At 72.4% G+C, this 19,228-nt stretch carries 15 protein-coding genes; 12 read left to right on the top strand and 3 right to left on the bottom strand.

Annotated features, from left to right (window positions below; all coding sequences use genetic code 11):
* Nucleotides 1-9: 9 nt before the first annotated feature.
* Nucleotides 10-3,240, bottom strand: coding sequence for a fused isobutyryl-CoA mutase/GTPase IcmF (gene icmF / locus BLW85_RS03285; RefSeq protein ID WP_070021872.1), 3,231 nt, complete (start codon nt 3,238-3,240; stop codon nt 10-12).
* Between the two features lie 283 nt (nt 3,241-3,523).
* On the opposite strand from icmF, the gene BLW85_RS03280 reads away from it, so the two are divergent.
* Complete coding sequence (locus BLW85_RS03280; protein WP_070021873.1) at nt 3,524-4,672, top strand: acyl-CoA dehydrogenase family protein; 1,149 nt, start codon at nt 3,524-3,526, stop codon at nt 4,670-4,672.
* Between the two features lie 46 nt (nt 4,673-4,718).
* Complete coding sequence (locus BLW85_RS03275) at nt 4,719-5,942, top strand: TetR/AcrR family transcriptional regulator (RefSeq protein WP_070021874.1); 1,224 nt, start codon at nt 4,719-4,721, stop codon at nt 5,940-5,942.
* On the opposite strand, the gene BLW85_RS03270 is transcribed toward BLW85_RS03275, so the two are convergent.
* Complete coding sequence (locus BLW85_RS03270; protein ID WP_070021875.1) at nt 5,929-7,221, bottom strand: cytochrome P450; 1,293 nt, start codon at nt 7,219-7,221, stop codon at nt 5,929-5,931. The two genes, BLW85_RS03275 and BLW85_RS03270, sit on opposite strands and share 14 nt — an antisense overlap.
* 20 nt (nt 7,222-7,241) lie before the next feature.
* A complete protein-coding gene (locus BLW85_RS03265) occupies nt 7,242-8,597 on the bottom strand; it encodes a glutamine synthetase family protein (protein WP_074990515.1) in 1,356 nt (451 codons plus the stop codon).
* Between the two features lie 351 nt (nt 8,598-8,948).
* Between BLW85_RS03265 and BLW85_RS03260 the strand changes: the two genes are divergently transcribed.
* The 10 genes from BLW85_RS03260 (at nt 8,949) to BLW85_RS03215 (ending at nt 19,156) form a co-directional block, all read left to right on the top strand.
* Nucleotides 8,949-9,137 carry a ferredoxin gene (locus BLW85_RS03260; protein ID WP_070021877.1) on the top strand — a complete coding sequence of 63 codons (189 nt, stop codon included), beginning with the start codon at nt 8,949-8,951 and terminating at the stop codon, nt 9,135-9,137.
* Between the two features lie 4 nt (nt 9,138-9,141).
* Nucleotides 9,142-10,350, top strand: coding sequence for an NAD(P)/FAD-dependent oxidoreductase (locus BLW85_RS03255; RefSeq protein WP_074990513.1), 1,209 nt, complete (start codon nt 9,142-9,144; stop codon nt 10,348-10,350).
* Between the two features lie 9 nt (nt 10,351-10,359).
* Nucleotides 10,360-11,172, top strand: a complete 813-nt coding sequence (locus BLW85_RS03250; RefSeq protein WP_070021879.1) for an acetoacetate decarboxylase family protein — start codon at nt 10,360-10,362, stop codon at nt 11,170-11,172.
* 193 nt (nt 11,173-11,365) lie between these two features.
* A complete protein-coding gene (locus BLW85_RS03245; RefSeq protein ID WP_074990511.1) occupies nt 11,366-12,826 on the top strand; it encodes an aldehyde dehydrogenase in 1,461 nt (486 codons plus the stop codon).
* On the top strand, nt 12,819-13,733 hold the full coding sequence (locus tag BLW85_RS03240) for a 3,4-dihydroxyphenylacetate 2,3-dioxygenase (RefSeq protein ID WP_074990509.1): 915 nt from the start codon (nt 12,819-12,821) through the stop codon (nt 13,731-13,733). The genes BLW85_RS03245 and BLW85_RS03240 overlap by 8 nt, the downstream gene beginning before the upstream one ends.
* Nucleotides 13,734-13,745: 12 nt before the next feature.
* Nucleotides 13,746-14,591 (top strand): fumarylacetoacetate hydrolase family protein, encoded by an 846-nt coding sequence (locus BLW85_RS03235; protein ID WP_074990507.1) that lies wholly within the window; start codon nt 13,746-13,748, stop codon nt 14,589-14,591.
* Between the two features lie 28 nt (nt 14,592-14,619).
* Nucleotides 14,620-15,225 carry a TetR/AcrR family transcriptional regulator gene (locus BLW85_RS03230; protein WP_074990505.1) on the top strand — a complete coding sequence of 202 codons (606 nt, stop codon included), beginning with the start codon at nt 14,620-14,622 and terminating at the stop codon, nt 15,223-15,225.
* A 167-nt stretch (nt 15,226-15,392) separates the two neighbouring features.
* Nucleotides 15,393-16,853, top strand: a complete 1,461-nt coding sequence (locus BLW85_RS03225; RefSeq protein WP_074990503.1) for an APC family permease — start codon at nt 15,393-15,395, stop codon at nt 16,851-16,853.
* 99 nt (nt 16,854-16,952) lie between these two features.
* Nucleotides 16,953-18,443 carry an aldehyde dehydrogenase gene (locus BLW85_RS03220; protein ID WP_074990501.1) on the top strand — a complete coding sequence of 497 codons (1,491 nt, stop codon included), beginning with the start codon at nt 16,953-16,955 and terminating at the stop codon, nt 18,441-18,443.
* Nucleotides 18,440-19,156, top strand: a complete 717-nt coding sequence (locus BLW85_RS03215; RefSeq protein WP_070029426.1) for a gamma-glutamyl-gamma-aminobutyrate hydrolase family protein — start codon at nt 18,440-18,442, stop codon at nt 19,154-19,156. Before BLW85_RS03220 ends, BLW85_RS03215 begins: the two co-directional genes overlap by 4 nt.
* Nucleotides 19,157-19,228: the final 72 nt, after the last annotated feature.

Raw genomic sequence — 19,228 nt, 5'->3', positions numbered from 1 at the left:
CGTCCGGCGTCAGACGTTGCGCCGGTACTGGCCGCCCACCTCGAAGAACGCCTCGGTGATCTGCTGGAGCGTGCAGACGCGCGCCGCGTCCATCAGCACGGCGAAGACGTTGTCGCCGTCGACCGCCGCCGCCTTGAGCGCGGCCAGGGCGGCGTGCGCCTCCTGCCGGTGGTGGCCCTGGAAGTCGCGCACCCGGGTCAGCTGGGAGCGCTTCTCCTCCTCGGTGGCGCGGGCCAGCTCGATGGCGCCGGGCTCGGCCTCGTCCGCGTGCGGGTTGCGGAAGGTGTTGACGCCGATGATGGGCAGCGTGCCGTCGTGCTTGCGCTGCTCGTAGAGCATCGACTCGTCCTGGATGCGGCCGCGCTGGTAGCCGGTCTCCATGGCGCCGAGCACGCCCCCGCGCTCGCTGATCCGCTCGAACTCCCGCAGCACCGCCTCCTCGACCAGGTCGGTCAGCTCGTCGATGATGAACGACCCCTGGAGCGGGTTCTCGTTCATCGCCAGGCCCCACTCCCGGTTGATGATCAGCTGGATGGCCAGCGCCCGGCGCACGGACTCCTCGGTGGGGGTGGTGACCGCCTCGTCGTAGGCGTTGGTGTGCAGGCTGTTGCAGTTGTCGTAGATGGCGATGAGCGCCTGCAGCGTGGTGCGGATGTCGTTGAAGTCCATCTCCTGGGCGTGCAGCGAGCGGCCCGAGGTCTGGACGTGGTACTTCAGCTTCTGGGAACGCTCGTTGGCGCCGTACTTCTCCTTCATCGCGACCGCCCAGATGCGGCGGGCGACCCGGCCGAGCACCGAGTACTCGGGGTCCATGCCGTTGGAGAAGAAGAACGACAGGTTCGGCGCGAAGTCGTCCACGTCCATGCCGCGCGCCAGATACGCCTCGACGTAGGTGAAGCCGTTGGCCAGGGTGAAGGCCAGCTGGCTGATCGGGTTCGCGCCCGCTTCGGCGATGTGGTAGCCGGAGATGGACACCGAGTAGAAGTTGCGGACCTTGTTGGCGATGAACCACTCCTGGATGTCGGCCATCATCCGCAGCGAGAACTCGGTGGAGAACAGGCAGGTGTTCTGGCCCTGGTCCTCCTTGAGGATGTCGGCCTGCACCGTGCCGCGCACGTTCGCCAGCGCGTGCGCGCGCAGCTCGGCCGCCTCCTGCGCCGACGGCTCGCGGCCCTCGGCCGCGCGGAACCGCTCGATCTGCTGGTCGATCGCGGTGTTCAGGAAGAACGCCAGCACGGTGGGGGCCGGGCCGTTGATCGTCATGGAGACGGAGGTCGTCGGGGCGATCAGGTCGAAGCCGTCGTACAGCGCCTTCATGTCGTCCAGGTGGGCGACCGAGACGCCCGAGGTGCCGACCTTGCCGTAGATGTCGGGGCGCTCGTCGGGGTCGCGGCCGTAGAGGGTGACCGAGTCGAAGGCGGTGGACAGCCGGGTGGCCGGCTGGCCCTCCGAGAGCAGCTTGAAGCGCCGGTTGGTGCGGAACGGGTCGCCCTCGCCGGCGAACATCCGTGCCGGGTCCTCGCCGTCCCGCTTGAAGGGGAACACCCCGGCGGTGAACGGGAAGTGGCCGGGCAGGTTCTCCCGCCGCCAGAACCGCACCAGCTCGCCGTGGTCGGTGAAGCGGGGCAGCGCCACCCGGGGGATCTTGTTGCCCGAGAGGGACTCGCGGGTCAGCTTGGTGTGGATCTCCCGGTCGCGGATCTTCACGACCTGCTCGTCGCCGGAGTACGACGCCACGACGGCGGGCCAGTTCTCGATCTGCTCGGTGACCTCGTGCGGGAGCCGCTTCAGCGCGTCCTCCAGCAGCGCCTCCACATTGCCGGCGTCCGACCCGGCCGCGGCGAGTTCGCCCTTGACCGCGTCCAGCCGCTGCACCCGGCGGGCCGCCTCGGCGAGCTGTTCGGTCCGGGCGTGGTAGGCGCGGACCGTCTCGGTGATCTCGGCGAGGTAGCGCACCCGGTCGGCGGGCACCACCTGGCGGATGCCGGAGGAGTGCCGCACGGTGACGGGCGCGAGGGTGCCCTCGTCCAGGGACAGGCCCTTCTCGCCCAGGGACGTCTTCAGATGCTGGAAGAGCGCGGTGACCCCGTCGTCGTTGAAGGTCGCGGCCGAGGTGCCGTACACCGGCATGTCCTCGGGCTTCTTGTCGAACGCCTCGCGGTTGCGCACCAGTTGGCGGCTCACGTCGCGCAGCGCGTCCTTGGCGCCGCGCCGCTCGAACTTGTTGACCGCGACCACGTCGGCGAAGTCGAGCATGTCGATCTTCTCCAGCTGGGAGGCGGCTCCGAACTCCGGCGTCATCACGTACAGCGAGGTGTCGACGAACGGCACGATCGCCGCGTCGCCTTGGCCGATGCCCGGCGTCTCCACGATCACCAGGTCGAATCCGGCGGCCTTGACCACGTCGATCACCTCGGAGAGGTGCTCCGGCAGTTCATGGCTGCCGCGCGTGGCCAGGCTGCGGAAGAACACCCGGTTGCCGTCCAGGGAGTTCATCCGGATCCGGTCGCCCAGCAGCGCGCCGCCGCCGCGCCGGCGGGTCGGGTCGACCGCGATCACCGCGATGCGCAGCTTGTCCTGCTGGTCCACCCGGAAGCGGCGCACCAGCTCGTCGGTCAGCGAGGACTTGCCGGAGCCGCCGGTGCCGGTGATGCCGAGCACCGGCACTACCCGGGACGCCGCCGCGGCCCGCAGCCGCTCCAGGAACTCGGGGGGCAGCGCGCCGAGTTCCGCGCCCGTGATGGCACGGGCGATCGCGAACCGGTCACCGGCCAGCACGGCCGCGGCATCGGCCGGCTTGCCCTCCCACAGGTCGAAGTCGCAGTCCCGCACCACCGAGTTGATCATCCCGGCGAGGCCCATCCGCTGCCCGTCCTCGGGGGAGAAGATGGTCACCCCGCTGCCGCGCAGCCGGGCGATCTCCTCGGGCACGATCACGCCGCCCCCGCCGCCCACCACGCGGATGTGCTCCGCGCCCCGCTCGCGCAGCGACTCGACCAGGTACTCGAAGTACTCGACGTGGCCGCCCTGGTAGGAGGAGACCGCCACGCCGTGCGCGTCCTCCTCCAGCGCCGCGTTCACGACCTCCTGCACCGAGCGGTTGTGCCCGAGGTGGATCACTTCGGCGCCCTGGGCCTGGAAGATCCGCCGCATGATGTTGATCGACGCGTCGTGCCCGTCGAACAGAGCCGATGCGGTGACGAGGCGGACGGGGTGCACGGGCCGGTGCAGATCGCTCATCGGGGGCCTTCCCAGACAGGTCGACGGGACGCGTATCAGAGAAATACTAGGACGTCCTAGTAAAGCGCAGAAGGCGCGGGGGGTGTGACCAGGGGCACAGCGGGCGACGGCTTCTTGTGAATCGCGATCAGTGTGCGGCCGAGTGTACGGAGCCCGTCAATCACGCCTCACCCGCCGTCACTTCACCACTTCCCCGACAAGTGAATCCCGAGTAGTCTCCGCTGTCGCATTCAGCCGTACGGCGGCAGTGCCCCGGATCTCGACGACTCTGAGAAAGCCGATCATGAAGCGAACCCTTTTCGAAGCCGAGCACGAGGACTACCGGGAGAGCGTGCGGGCCTTCATTGCCAAGCACGTCGTGCCGCACTACGCGGACTGGGACAAGGCGGGCATCGTGCCCCGTGAGCTGTTCACCGGTCTCGGCGCCCTCGGCGCGCTGGGCATCGCCGTGCCCGAGGAGTTCGGTGGCGCGGGGATCCACGACTTCCGCTACAACACGATCCTGCACGAGGAGGGCGCCAGGGCGGCGGCCATCCCGGCGATCCTCGGACCCACCCTGCACGCGGACGTGTGCCTGCCCTACTTCCTCGACCAGACCGACGACGAGCAGAAGGCCCGCTGGCTGCCCGGCATCGCCTCCGGCGAGCTGATCACGGCGGTCGCCATGACCGAGCCCGGCACCGGCTCCGACCTGTCCGGCATCCGCACCAAGGCCGTCCGCGACGGCGACCACTACGTCCTCGACGGCGCGAAGACGTTCATCACCAACGGCATCAACGCCGACCTGGTGGTCGTCGCCGTCCGCACCGGCGAGCACCCGCACCGCGGGCTCAGCCTGATCGTGGTCGAGCGCGGCACCCCGGGGTTCGAGCGCGGCCGCAAGCTGGAGAAGGTCGGTCTGCACGCCCAGGACACCGCCGAACTCGTCTTCGACGGCGCCCGGGTGCCGGCGGCCAACCTGCTCGGCGCGGAGGGCGAGGGCTTCTTCGCGCTGACCCGGAACCTCGCGCAGGAGCGGATGTCGGTCGCCATCGCCGGTCTGGCGCAGGCGTCGGCGGCCTTCGACTGGACCGTGGAGTACGTCCGCGAGCGCAAGGCCTTCGGCAAGCCGATCGGCTCCCTCCAGGTGATCCGGCACCGGCTCGCCGAGCTGTCCACCGAGATCGAGGTGGCCCAGCACTACCTCGACCGCTGCGTACTGGCCCTCAACTCGGGCGAGTTGACGGTGGTCGACGCGGCCAAGGCCAAGTGGTGGTGCACCGAGCTCCAGGGCAGGGTCATGGACGCCTGCGTCCAGCTGCACGGAGGATACGGTTACATGCTGGAGTACCCGATCGCCCGTGCCTGGCAGGACAGCCGGGTGAGCCGGATCTACGCGGGCACGACCGAGATCATGAAGGAGATCATCGGGCGTTCGCTCGAACTCGGATGAGGGGACCGGCCGGGGCGGAGACGAGGCGCGGATTCGGGAGGACACGGTGAGGACCGGGACGGAGACGGCGGCGGCGCGGGTCGCACCGAGGACCGCGGCCGTCCCGCTCGCGCGCGGGACGCGTCCGCGCAACCGCCGCGAGCTGATCGTCACCGCGGCGCGCGAGCTGTTCTCCCGCCACGGCTACGCCCATGTGGCGATGAGCGACATCGCGGCGGCCGTGGGCATCGGCCCCTCCGCCCTGTACCGGCACTTCCGCGGCAAACAGGAGCTGCTGCACGCCGTCGTCGCCGAGGCGCTCGACTCCTGCCTGGCCGGTCTGTACACCGCGGAACCGGGCCGACTCGACGTACTGGCGAGGGAGTTCGCCGGCACCGCGCTGGCCCGGCGCGAGCTGGGCGTGCTGTGGCAGCGCGAGGCCCGGCACCTGCCCGCCGAGCAGTACGCCCAGCTCGCCCGCCGGCTGCACGCGGCCCGGCGCGCGCTCGACGACCGGCTGACCGCGGGCCGGCCGGGACTGGACCCGGGCCACGCGGAGCTGCTGTCGTGGAGCACCCTGGGCGTGGCGGCCAGCCTCGCCTACCAGCACGTGGAACTCCCGGCCCCTGAGGGCCCGGAACTCGTCGGGCACCTCATGCACCGCGTCGCCACGGCGCATCTGCCCGGCCTCGGGGAGCCCCGGCCGCGCTCGCCGCGCCCGCTGCTGACGCATCGTTCGCGTCGTGAGGCACTGCTCGCCGCGGCGACCGAACTGTTCGCCGAGCGCGGCTACGCCTCGGTCAGCCTGGAGGAGACCGGCGCGGCCGTCGGGATCGCCGGGCAGAGCATCTACCACCACTTCGCCAGCAAGCACGAGATCCTGGCCACGGCCGTGCACCGCTGCGTCGAACGCCTCTGGCTCGATCTCGCGGAGGTGCTCGCCGCGGCCGAGGACCACGCGCAGGCGCTGCGCCGGCTGGTGTGGCGCTACACGCGCAACGCGCTCGCCTCCCGGCACCTGGTGACGCTGATCGCCACCGAGACCGAGCACCTCCAGGAGGCGGACCGGCGGCGCACCCACCAGTTCCAGCGCGACTACATCGCGGAGTGGCTGGCGCTGCTGGGCGCGGTCCACCCGGCCATGGCGCCGGCCGAGGCCCGGGTGCGGGTGCAGGCGGTCCTGAGCGTCGTCAACGACGCGGCCCGCACCCCCCGGCTCGGCACCCGGCCGGGGATCGCGCGCGCCCTGCACCGACTCGGCTGCGAGCTGCTGGAACTCAGGCCGGAGTGACCTCCACCGGCAGCTTCTTGATGCCGTTGACGAAGTTGGAACGCACCCGCGGCACGTCCCCGGCCAGCTTGATGTCCGCGAGGCGCGGGATCAGCTCCTCGAACATGATGCGGATCTCGGTGCGGGCCAGCAGATTGCCCAGGCACAGGTGCGGGCTGCCCTTGCCGAAGGTGACGTGGTCGTTGTTCCGCCGGGCGACGTCGAAGTCGTAGGGGTTGCCGAAGACCTCCTCGTCGCGGTTGCCGGAGGCGAACCACATCACGACCTTGTCGCCCTCCTTGATCCGCTTGCCGCCGAGTTCGACGTCGCGGGTGGCGGTGCGGCGGAAGTGGTAGACGGGGGAGGCCCAGCGCAGGAACTCCTCCACGGCCACCGGGATCAGGGAAGGGTCCTCCTTCAGGCGCGCGAGCTGCTCGGGGTGCTGGAGCAGGGCCAGCATGGAGTGGCTGATGGTGTGCCGGGTGGTCTCGTTGCCGGCGACGACCAGCAGCAGGAAGTAGTTGTCGAAGTCCTGCGCGGACAGCGGTACTCCGTCCCGCGGCACCTCGTTGACCAGCCGGGAGATCAGATCGGTGCCGTTGCCGCCGCGCCGCTGCCGGGCCAGTTCGCGTCCGTAGGCGAAGACCTCGAGCGAGGCGGGGGAGCGGAAGGGCAGGTCGCGGTACTTCTCGCTCTCCTCGCTGTGCAGCAGCACGTCCGCGTAGTCGGGGTCGGTGTGCCCGATGATGCGGTTGCCCCACGCGATGAGCTGCTGGTTGTCCTCCGGCGGCACGTCGAGGAGGCGGGCGAGGACGTTGATGGGGAAGTCGGCGGAGACGTCCGCGACGAAGTCGAAGGTGCCCTTGGCCAGGGCCGCGTCGAGGGTGGTGGCGGTCAGACCGCGCAGGAAGTCGGCGTAGCCGTTGATGACGCTCGCGCCGAACTGCCGTTGCAGCAGGCTGCGCAGGGCGCGGTGGCGGACGCCGTCCAGTTCCAGGATGGAGGCGCGCTTCTTGATCTGGTCCTCGTCCACCTCTTCGAGGTTGACGAACTTCGTCGAGGTGAAGGTCTCCGCGTCCCGGTCGACGCGGGCGATGTCCGCGTGCCGGGTGAGGGCCCAGAAACCGGAGTTGGGCGCCTCCTCGGGCTGCCAGTGGACCGGGTCCTCGTGGCGCAGGGTGTGGAACATGCGCCAAGGGGTCACGCCGTCGGTGAAGTTGTCCAGGTTCGCGAGGTCGACGTCGGCCAGCGGCAGCGGTTCGCGCACGGCCTCGGTCACGGACGGGGCGGTGGTGGTCATGGGCGGTGGGCTCCTCGGCGTCAGAGGTGGTAGGCGTACTCGGTGAACTCCCAGTCGGTGACGTGCCGGTGGAAGCGCGCGACCTCGTCGCGCTTGTACGTGAGGTAGGAGGCGGTGAAGTCCTTGCCGAGCACCTCGGCCAGCGCCGCGTCCGCCTCCAGGGCGTCGAGGGCGGCGGGCAGGTTGGTGGGCAGCACGGGGGACTTGGTGACGTCGTAGCCGTAGCCCTCCAGCGGTGCGGGCGGCTCCTCGCCGGCCAGCACCCCGAGCAGGGCGGCGGCGAGGGTGCCCGCGATCAGCAGATAGGGGTTGGCGCTCGCGTCGCCCAGCCGCAGTTCGAGCCGGGCTCCGGGGCCCCGCTCGGGCGGGACGCGGACCATGGCGCTGCGGTTGTCCAGGCCCCAGTCGATCAGCCAGGGCGCGAGGGTGTCGGGGCCGAATCGCTTGTACGAGTTGATCGTCGGGTTGGCCAGGGCCGCGAGGGCGGGGGCGTGGGCGAGGACACCGGCCAGGGCGTGGCGCGCGGTGGCGGACAGGCCGTAGGGGCCGGCCGGGTCGTGGAAGGCGTTCTCGTCCCGCTCGTCCAGGCAGGACAGATGGAGGTGGAAGCCGGAGCCGCCCGCGTCGTTGAACGGTTTGGCCATGAAGGTGGCCAGGCGGCTCTCCTTGCGGGCCAGCTCCTTGACGGCCGCCTTGAAGCGGAAGGCGCGGTCGGCGGCGGTCACGGCGTCGCCGTGGGTCAGGTTGATCTCGAACTGCGAGCCGTCGAACTCGTGGTTGCCACTGCTGACGCCGATGTCCATGCCGCGCAGCAGCCGCAGCGTGCGCAGCAGGTGGTTGTCGCCGTCGGCGCGCAGGCCCGCCGTGTAGACGACGCCCCGGGCGTCGCTGTAGCGGCGCCAGCCGGCCGGGGTGTCCGGGGCGGCCTCGCACAGGAAGTACTCCAGTTCCGGCCCCACCACCGGCCGCAGCCCGTGTTCCCGGCAGCGGTCGACGACGGCGCGCAGCAGATCGCGGGGCGACTCGGGCGCGGGCCGGCCGGTGGCCGGGTCGGTGACGTCGCCGAGGCAGGCGGCGACCCCGGGCTCCCAGGGCAGGGCGGTCAGGGTGTCGAGGTCGGGGCGCACACAGATGTCGGGCAGGCCCGCGTCGAGCCCTCCGACGACCGGTACCACGTCGCCCTGGGGGCTGGTGTGGTAGACGGCGCGGCAGAAGGCGAGGCCGTGGTCGCAGACGGACGGCAGCTGGTCCAGCAGGACGTCCCGGGCCCGTTCGGTGCCGATGAGGTCGGGATAGGTCACCCGGACCACGTCGATGCCCTCGGCGGCCAGCCGCTCCACATGGCGGCGGACGGGTGGGGTGTCGGATGCGCTCACCGGTGTCTCCTCTAGGGGAAGGGGGCGCCTCCCAGGGCTCAGCGCGCTGGGGGAGAGGGGGAGTGAGCGGCGGCACCTCGCGGGAGGCGCGGGCGGCGCGTCGCTCGTTTGGTGCCAAACGGTAAGGACGGCCCGCACCTTCCCGCAAGGCTTGCGTCGCAAAAATTTATCCACCTGGATAGCTATTGACCACCGCCCTGCTCGTTCCTATGTTGTTTGACGCCAAACGAGTTGGGGGTGCGGTTCTCCGCACCGCGGCCGTCCGCACCCCTTTGGCCGGGGCCCGGACCCTCTCGTCCGGGCCCCTCTCTCCCCTTTCCCGACGCCCCCTCAGCACCAGGAGGACCGGCCATGAAGGTCGTCGTCGACATGAACCAGTGCCAGGACCACGGTCAGTGCGTCTTCGCCGCACCCGACGTCTTCCGCTTCGACGACGCCGGACACCTGGCCTACGTCCCCGACCCCGACGAGGCCCTGCGCGAGCAGGTCGAGGAGGCCGCCGACGTCTGCCCGCTCCAGGCCATCCGGATCGAGGACTGAGCCGATGAGCGCGACCGTCGTCGTGGCCGGCGCCGCCATGGCCGGCCTGCGCGCCGCCGAACAGCTGCGCGCCGCCGGCTGGACGGGGCCCATCACCCTGATCGGGGACGAGCCCCACATGCCCTACAACCGGCCGCCGCTGTCCAAGGAGGTGCTGGCCGGCAAGGCCCCGTTCGAGTCGCTCGCCTTCCGGCCCCGCGCCAGCGTCGCGGACGTGCGGTGGCGCCTGGGCAGCACCGTCGTCGCCGCCGACCTCGACCGGCGCACCGTACGGCTCGACGACGGCGAGACCCTCGCGTACGCCGGGCTCGTCGTGGCCACCGGCATGCGCCCCCGGCGGCTGCGCTGCCCCGGACCGCTCACCGGGCGGCACACCGTGCGCACCCTGGACGACGCCCAGGGGCTGCGCGCGGCGCTGACCAGGCCCGGCGCCAAGGTGGTCGTGGTGGGTGCCGGATTCATCGGCTGCGAGGTGGCGGCCACCGCCGCGGCCCTCGGCGCCGCCGAGGTCACCGTGGTCGATCCGCAGCCGCTGCCGATGGTCGGCCCCCTGGGCGACCTGCTGGCCGGCGCGCTGCTCGGACGCCATGAGCGGCGCGGTGTCCGGTTCGCCCTCGGCCGCGGGGTCGCCGCCTTCGAGGGCGAGGACCATGTCACCGGGGTCGTCCTCGACGACGGCACGGTGCTCCCCGCGGACGTCGTCGTGGAGTCGGTCGGCTCCGTCGCCAACACCGAGTGGCTCGACGGCAACGGCCTGGACCTGTCCGACGGCGTCCTGACCGACGAGCACCTGCGCGCCGGCGGACGCCCCGAGGTGGTCGCCGTCGGCGACGTCGCCCGCTTCCCCAACGCCCGCTACGACGGCGTACCCCGGCGCGTCGAACACTGGTCGATCCCCACGGACACCGCCAAGCACGCCGCCCGGGTGCTCGCCGCCCACCTTGCGGGCGACGACCCCGGCCTCGCGCCGTTCGCGCCGCTGCCCACCTTCTGGAGCGACCAGCACGACTTCCGGCTCCAGTCCTTCGGCGCCCCCGCCCTCGGCAAGGACGACGTGCGCGTCCTCGACGGCGACCCGGACGGCGACGTCCTGGCCGGCTACCACACGGGCGGCCGTCTGGTCGGCGTCGTCGCCCTCGGCGGACCGGCCGCCGCCGCGGCCGCGGCCCGCCACCGCGCCGCCCTTCTCCAGCAGCCCGCCCTCACCGCATAAGGAACGTCCGTGACCAGTGTCCGTGGATTCCTCCACCCCAAGACGGCGACCGGCGCCTCCTCGCTGATCCCCTCCCCGCCCTGGCGCTACTCCGGCGACCTGCTCACCGTCGAGTACCGCACCGACCCCGCCCGGGTGCGCGAACTGCTCCCGGAACCCCTGGAACCGGCCGACGAGGACCCCGGCGCGGTCGCCCTGATCTGGGCCGACTGGCAGTCCTGCGCGGCGTCCGGGGACGAACTGCTCGACCCGGTGCGCGCCCAGTACAAGGAGGCGTTCGCGGTCGTGCGCTGCCAGTACCGGGGCCGCACCTACACCCGCTGCGTGTACATCTGGGTGGACAAGGACTTCGCGATCGCCCGCGGACTGCACCAGGGCTACCCGAAGAAGTTCGGCTCCATCCACCAGACCCGCCCGCACCCCTACGGGCCCGCCCCGCGCATCGAGGCCGGGGCCCGCTTCGGCGCCACCCTCGCCGCCGCCGACCGGCGCCTCGCCCAGGCCGTCGTCACCCTGCGGGAGCCCTCGGAGACCAACGGCTTCGTCAACGCCCACCCCATGGCGCACCACCGCTGGCTGCCCTCGATCGAGAAGGGCAACGGGCTCGCCCTGGACGAGCTGATCGAGGCCGGTGCCGCCTCCTTCGAGGGCGGACAGCCCTGGGTGGGGGACGCGGACCTGGAACTCTTCGAGTCGCCCACCGAGGAACTGGCCCGCCTGGAGGTGCGGGAGCCGATCGCCGCGTACTACCGGCAGGTCGGAGTGGTCTGGGACGGCGGACGGCTGCTGGAGTCCGGCACGTCCGGGGCCTCGGCCGAGTAGCCCGGCGGGCGGCCGGCGCTTCGTCGCCGCGCGCGCCGTCTTCCGCGCCCCTGACGGGCGCCCACCGTCCCGTGTCCGCACCAGGCGCGAGCGTCCCGCCCCCCCCCGCGACAGCGCCCGACCGCCCGCGCCCCCGACGGCGCCCCGCCCCCGCCCCCAAGGGGCCCTCCCTTCTTCCTTTGGAGCCCTTCCCATGACCGACGCGATCACTGTCGCCGGAGTCACCGTCGACACCCGGCACTGGATCGGCGGCGAACGTGTCGCCTCCGCCGGGACCTTCACCGACCACTCGCCCATCGACGGCGCCGCCCTCGGCGAGATCGCCCGCGGCACCGCCACCGAGGCCGCCGCCGCCGTCGCCGCCGCCAAGGCCGCGTTTCCCGGCTGGGCCGCCACCCCGCGCGCCGAGCGCGCCCGCGTCCTGCACGCCATCGCCGACGGCGTCGAGAAGCGGCTGGAAGACCTGGCCATGGTGGAGACCACCGACAACGGCGCCCTGCTCCGCTCCCACCGGCGCGGTGTCATGCCCCGGGTCGCCCACAACTTCCGCTTCTTCGCCGACTGGCTGCTGACGCTCGACCACGAGGACTTCGACACCCGGGGCCACACCAACCACGTCAGCTGGGACCCGGCCGGGCCCTGCGTGCTGATCACGCCGTGGAACGCGCCCCTCATGCTGGCCACCTGGAAGGTCGCCCCGGCGCTCGCGGCCGGCAACACCGTCGTGCTCAAGCCCGCCGAGTGGTCCCCGCTGACCGCCTCCCTGCTCGCCGACATCGCCGCCGAGGCGGGGCTGCCGGCCGGTGTCCTCAACGTCGTGCAGGGCCTGGGCTCCGAGATCGGCGACGCCCTCACGGCCCACCCGGACGTGCGCCGCATCAGCTTCACCGGCTCGGTGCCGACCGCCCGCCGCATCGCCGCGTCGGCCGCCGCCCGGCTCACCCCGCTCAGCCTGGAGCTGGGCGGCAAGTCCCCGCTGCTGGTGTTCGCCGACGCCGACCTGGACCTCGCCGTGGACCTCGCGGTCGAGCAGTACGACAACGCCGGGCAGGTCTGCCTCGCGGGCACCCGGCTGCTGGTCGAGGAGACGGTGGCCGAGGAGTTCACCCGGCGCTTCGTCGAGCGGGCGGGCGCGCTGAAGCAGGGCGACCCGCGCGACGAGTCGACCGACATCGGGCCGAACATCCACCCGCGCCAGCTGGACAAGATCGACGGCTTCGTGCGGCGCGCGCTCGCCGACGGCGCCCGCGCGGTCATCGGCGGACACCGCGGGGAGGGCCAGTACTACGCGCCCACCCTGCTCACCGATGTCGCCCAGGACTCGGAGATCGTGCAGGAGGAGGTCTTCGGCCCGGTCCTGACCCTCCAGACCTTCGCTGCCGAGGACGAGGCGGTCCGGCTCGCCAACGACACCCGCTTCGGCCTCGCGGCCACCGTCGTCACCGGCGACCCGGCGCGCGCCGACCGCGTCACCGCGCGGCTGGTCGCGGGCACCGTCTGGGTCAACTGCTTCTTCGTCCGCGACCTCCAGGCGCCGTTCGGCGGCTCCCGCCAGTCCGGCGTCGGCCGCGAGGGCGGCACCTGGAGCTTCGACTTCTACTGCGACATCAAGAACACCGTCACCGCGCCGAAGGGATGGCGGGACCATGGGTGAGATCGTCGGCGCGGGCCTGCTGGCCCACGTCCCCACCATCGTGCTCCCCGAGCGGACCCGGCTGGAGCTGAACGAGGGCAAGGAGATCACCCTCGTCACCGGGCTGCGGCAGCTGCGCGCGGACGTCTTCGAGCGCGACGACTACGACACCGTCGTCGTCCTCGACTCGCACTGGGCCACCACCGTCGAGTTCGTGGTCACCGCGCAGGACCGCCGGGCCGGCCTGTTCACCTCCGAGGAACTGCCGCGCGGCATGAGCAGGATGCCGTTCGACTACCCCGGCGACCCCGAACTCGCCCACAACGTCGCCTCGTTCGCCGAGAAGCACGGCACCTGGATCACCGCGATCGACGACGCCTACCTGCCGGTCTACTACGCCACCATCAACCTCTGGAAGTTCCTCGGCGAGGGACTGCCCGACAAGCGGTGGGTGACCATCGGCGTCTGCCAGACCGGCGACATGGAGGACCATCTGCGCCTCGGCCGCGCGCTGGCCGACGGCATCGCCGCCACGCCCGGCCGCCGGGTGCTGCTGATCGCCTCCGGCGCCCTCTCGCACACCTTCTGGCCGCTGCGCGAACTGCGCGACCACGAGGCGAGCGACCCGGCGCACATCTTCACCCCCGAGGCCCGCGAGGCCGACTACGAGCGGATCGCCTGGTTCAAGGAGGGCCGTCACGACAAGGTCCTCGACACCATGGACGAGTTCTGGCGGTACAAGCCCGAGGCGCGCTTCTTCCACTACCTGATGATGGCCGGCGCCCTCGGCGAGGGGGCCTGCGTCGCCAAGGGCCGCCAGTACGGCGCGTACGAGAACTCGATCGGCACCGGCCAGGTGCACCTCTGGTTCGACCGCCCGCAGGGCGGCTGGACCGGCACCGCCCCCACCACCCCGCACAGCCCCTGAGGAGCCACCGACATGCCCGAGTACCGCCGCATCCTCCTGGACGGTGCCACCGTCCAGGTCACCGTCGACGGGGACGAGCTCGTCGCCGGTGACGGCCGCCGCGTCAAGACCGAGGAGGCGCGGCACCTGCCCCCGGTCGTCCCCTCGAAGATCATCGCCGTCCACCTCAACCACCGCAGCCGGGTCGAGGAGTTCCGGATCGACCTGCCCGACACCCCCACCTACTTCCACAAGCCGACCTCGGCCCTCAACGCCCACAAGGGCGCCGTCGTACGGCCCGAGGGCTGCAACTGGCTGAACTACGAGGGCGAGGTCGCCATCGTCATCGGCCGGACGGCACGCAACATCTCCCCGGCGCGGGCGGGGGAGTACATCGCCGGCTACACCGTCGCCAACGACTACGGTCTGCACGACTTCCGCGACACCGACGCCGGCTCCATGCTCCGGGTCAAGGGCTCCGACACCCTCTGCCCGCTCGGCCCCGGCCTGGTCACCGACTGGGACTTCCACGGCAAGAGCCTGCGCACGTACGTCAACGGCCAGGTGGTGCAGGACGGTTCGACCGACGAGATGAAGTGGGACATGCACTACCTCGTCGCCGACATCGCCCGCACCATCACGCTCCACCCGGGCGACGTCCTGCTCTCCGGCACCCCGGCGAACTCCCGCCCGGTACGGCCCGGCGACGTGGTCGAGGTCGAGGTCGAGGGCCTCGGCAGGCTCACCAACCACATCGTCACCGGCCCCACCCCGATCCGCACCGATGTCGGCGCGCAGCCCACCGAGTCCGAGGAGGTGCTGTCCACCGCGCTCGGCGGCGACTGGGAGTTCCGTGGCATCCGGGCGCCGAAGCGCTGAACGCGGCGCCGCCGGTAGGGTCGTGACCATGACCGACTCCGTCCCGTCCCTCGGCGAGCGCCGTACCCGCAAGCGCGTGAACCACTACGGAACGGGCCGGGTCGCCCTCCTGGACGCCGCCGTCCGCGTGGTCGCCCGCGGCGGGCTGCGCAGGCTCACCTACCGGGCCGTGGCGGAGGAGGCCGGGGTCACCCACGGGCTCGTCGTGCACCACTTCGGTTCGCGCGACGCGCTGATCGAGGAGGCCGTCACCCACGCCATCCGCGCCTCGCTGCGCGGCAGCGCGCTCGACAACGGCTCCGGCCGGGCCGCCGACTTCGCCGACGGCCTTCCCGGCATGGTGGAGTCCGGGCCCGAGCTCCAGGCCTTCCAGTACGAGCTGCTGCTGGAGGCCCGCCGCCGGCCGGAGCTGCTGCCGCACCTGCGCGCCCTGTACGAGGAGTACTTCGAGGCCACCGGCCGGCAGCTGGCCCGGATCCTGCCGGCTGAGCCGAGCCGGGGCCTGTCCCGGCTGGTGTTCGCCGCGCTGGAGGGACTGGTGCTGCACCAGCTCGTCTTCGGCGAGCGGGAGGTCACCGAGGAGGCCCTCGCGGAGCTGCGGGCGCTGCTGGAGCGGTCGGCGACCGAGGACTGACGGCCGCCTGCCGGGGGCCGTCGCCCTTCGGTCACGGCGCCACAAGGATTCGCCGCGCGGCGGGATTCCCTGCTCCCACCCCCTTGTCAAACGGATAGTTCGGCCCCACGATAAGGCAACTCGTTTGGCCTGAAACGATCCTCCCCCTTTTCTGGCAGGTGATCCGAGTGGACAGTCAGACGGCCTCCGCCCCGCGGACCGTGCAGGACGCCTCCACTGCAGCCACGCTCAAGCCCAACGCCCTGGGCGTCCTGGGCATCCTCTTCTTCGTCCTGTCCGGACAGGCCCCGCTGACGGGTATCGCCGGCGCGGCCCCCATCTCGGTCGCCATCGGCAACGGCTCCGGCACCCCGGCCGCCTATGTGCTGGCCGGCGCCGTGATCCTCCTCTTCTCGGTCGGCTTCGTCGCGATGGGCCGGCACGTCGTGGACGCGGGCGCCTTCTACACCTACATCGGCACCGGCCTCGGCCGGACGGCCGGCGCCGGCAGCGCGAGCGTCGCCCTCTTCGCGTACTGCGTGATCCAGGCGGCCATGTACGGCCTGTACGGCTCCATCGTCAGCGGGCTGGTCGCCGACCACACCGGGATCCATCTGTCCTGGTGGGTCTACACGCTGCTCACCATGGCCGTGGTGCAGGCCCTGGGCGCCGCCGGCATCGAGATGGGCGCCCGCGTCCTCGCCGTGTTCGTGCTCGCCGAGTTCGGCATCCTGCTGGTGTTCAGCCTCGTCACGCTGGCCAAGGGCGGCGGACCCGAGGGACTGGGCGTGGCGCACAGCTTCGCCCCGTCGGCGGCCCTGAAGGGCGCACCCGGGGTCGCCGTGATGTTCGCCGTGGCGTCGATGTTCGGCTTCGAGGCGACCGCCATCTACGGCGAGGAGGCCCGGGAGCCGAAGAAGACGGTGCCGCGGGCCACCTATCTGTCGGTCGTCGTCGTCACCGGCTTCTTCGCCCTGGTCTCCTGGATGCTGATCTCCGCCTACGGCGCCTCCCGCGCACCGGACGCCGCCGCCCGGGCGCTCGCCCACGGCGACTCCGCCGGTTTCGTCTTCGCGCCCATCGCCGCCCAGTTCGGCGGCTGGGTCGGCGCAGTCCTGCCCGTCCTCCTCGCCACCTCCCTGTTCGCCGGCATCCTGACCTTCCACAACTCCGCCAACCGCTATCTGTTCTCCCTGGGCCGGGACCGGCAGCTGCCCGCCGCCCTGTGCCGGCTCAACGACCGCCACGCCCCCTGGGCCGCGGGCTGCGTCCAGACCGTGATCGCGGTCCTGCTCGTCCTCCCGTTCGCCCTGGCCGGCAAGGACCCGGTGCTCACCCTCTTCTCCTGGTTCAGCGGGCTCGCCGTCCTCGCGATGATGCTGCTCTACCTGCTGACCTCGGTGTCGGTCGTCGTGTTCTTCCGCCGCCGGCGCGTGGACACCCGCCTGTGGCACACCCTGATCGCCCCCGTGCTGGGCGCGCTCGGCCTGGCCGGCGCGATCTGGCTCATCCTGGCCAACTTCACCACCCTCATCGGCGGCGCCATGAGCACCGCGGTATGGCTCGTGCTCGCCGTGCCCGCCGTGCTGGCCCTCGGCGTGGCCAACGAACGCCTGCGGAGCCGCCGTACGACGGCCGACCCGCGCTGAACCCACCACCCGCCCGCCCGCCGCGCGGCCCCCGCGACGCGCGGCGGGCGGCCCCTCCGCACACCGGAGGACCGTACGACCCATGGACCGGAGGACCGCATGACCGCACCCACCCACGACGACTGGCTCCGCCGGGCCAAGGAGTTCCGGCCGCCCCGGCTCCACCTCATCGACGGCGCCGAGGAGGCCGGGGGCGGCAGCGCGTTTCCCGTCGTCTCGCCCCGCGACGGCCAGGTGCTGACCGAGGTGGCCGACGCGGGTACGGCCGAGATCGACGCGGCTGTCGCGGCCGCGCGCCGGGCCTTCGACAACGGCCCCTGGCCGCGCCTGGCCCCCGCCGAGCGCGGCCGGGTCCTGGTGCGCCTCGCCGACCTCCTCGACGCCCACCGCGCGGAGCTGGCCCTCACCGTCAGCCTGGAGACGGGCAAGCCCATCGGCGAGGCCCACGACATCGAACTGCGCGCCGTCACCCAGACGTTCCGCTGGTACGGCCAGCTCGCCGACAAGCTCACCGACGAGTCCCCGCACACCGCGCCCGACGCGCTCGCCCTCGTCACCCGCGAGCCCGCCGGGGTCGTCGGCGCCGTCGTCCCCTGGAACTTCCCGCTGACCCTGGCCGGCTGGAAGGTCGCCCCGGCGCTGGCCGCCGGCTGCACGGTGGTCCTCAAGCCCTCGGAGAACTCGCCCCTGTCCGCACTGCTGCTCGGCCGGCTCGCGCTGGAGGCGGGGCTGCCGCCGGGCGTCCTCAACGTCGTCAACGGCGACGGGCCCGTGGCCGGCCGCGCCCTCGGCGTGCACCCGGACGTCGACGTCCTCGCCTTCACCGGCTCCACCGCCGTCGGCCGCCACTACCTGCGCTACGCCGCCGACTCCAACCTCAAGCGGGTCTGGCTGGAACTGGGCGGCAAGTCCCCCAACATCGTCCTGCCGGACGCCCCCGACCTGGACAAGGCCGCCGCGACCGCCGCCTGGGGCATCTTCTTCAACCAGGGCGAGATGTGCACCGCGCCCTCCCGGCTGCTCGTCCACTCCTCGATCGCCGAACAGGTCACCGAGGCGGTGGTGGCCCGGGCCCGCGCCCTGCGGGTCGGCGACCCGCTCGACCCCGAGACCGAGATGGGCGCCCTGGTCGGCGAGGACCATCTGACCCGGGTCCTCGGCCATGTGCGCACCGCCACCGAGGACGGCGCCCGCCTGCGCACCGGCGGCTCGCGCACCCTCACCGGGACCGGTGGCGTCTACCTCGAACCGACCGTCTTCGACCGGGTCGCCCCGGACAGCCGGCTGGCCCGCGAGGAGGTCTTCGGGCCCGTGCTGGCCGTCCTCGCCTTCGACGACCTGGACGAGGCCGTCGCCCTCGCCAACGCCACCGAGTACGGCCTCGCGGCCGGCCTGTGGACCTCCGACCTGTCCACCGCGCACCGCGTCTCCCGCGCCCTGAAGGCCGGGACGGTGTGGGTCAACTGCTACGAGGAGGGCGACCTGACCGTGCCGTTCGGCGGCGTCAAGCGGTCCGGCAACGGACGGGACAAGTCCGTGCACGCCCTGGAGAAGTACACCGAACTGAAGACCACCTGGATCCAGCTGTGACCCACCGCCCGCTGATCGCCGTACCCGCCCGCTTCTCCGCCACCGCCTCCGCGCTGCGGCACGCCGCCGAGGTCAACGCGCGCGCCCTCGTCGAGGCCGTGTGGCGGGCGGGCGGCGAGCCCGTCACCCTGCACCCGCACGCCCCCGGCGGCACGGCCGACCCCGCCGAGGTCGCCGTCCGCCTCGCCCGGTTCGACGGCCTGCTGCTGCCCGGCGGCGGCGACCTCGCCCCCCACCGCTACGGCGCCGCGCACACCCACGACACCGTCTACGACGTGGACGACGAGCAGGACGCCTTCGACCTGGAACTCGCCCGTCAGGCCCTCGCGACCGGGCTGCCGCTGCTGGCCGTGTGCCGGGGCCTCCAGGTGGTGAACACCGTCCTGGGCGGCACCCTGCACCAGGACATGGGCGGACCCGACCGCGACCACCGCCACCTCAGGCACCCCGTCGCCCTCGCCCCCGGTTCGGCGGTGGCCCGGATCACCGGCACCGACAAGGCCGAGGCGTCCTGCTACCACCACCAGCGCCTGGACCGGCTCGGCGAGGGGCTCACGGTCACCGCGCGGGCCGCCGACGGAACCGTGGAGGCGGTCGAACTCCCTTCGCACGACGGCCTGTTGCTCGCCGTGCAGTGGCATCCGGAGGACACCGCGCACGAGGACCCGGCGCAGCAGCGGCTCTTCGACGCGCTGGTGGAACGGGCCCGGTAACGGGACGGGGGGGGTCCCGGCAAGCAGCCACCGGGGCTGCTTGCGGGGGCCCGCCGTTGTGGCGTGGGGCTG

Origin of the sequence: Streptomyces misionensis, from assembly GCF_900104815.1 — a bacterium.
Lineage (GTDB): Bacteria > Actinomycetota > Actinomycetes > Streptomycetales > Streptomycetaceae > Streptomyces > Streptomyces misionensis.
Note: the sequence above shows the minus strand (reverse complement) of the source record. Positions and strands in the feature narration are given on the sequence as shown.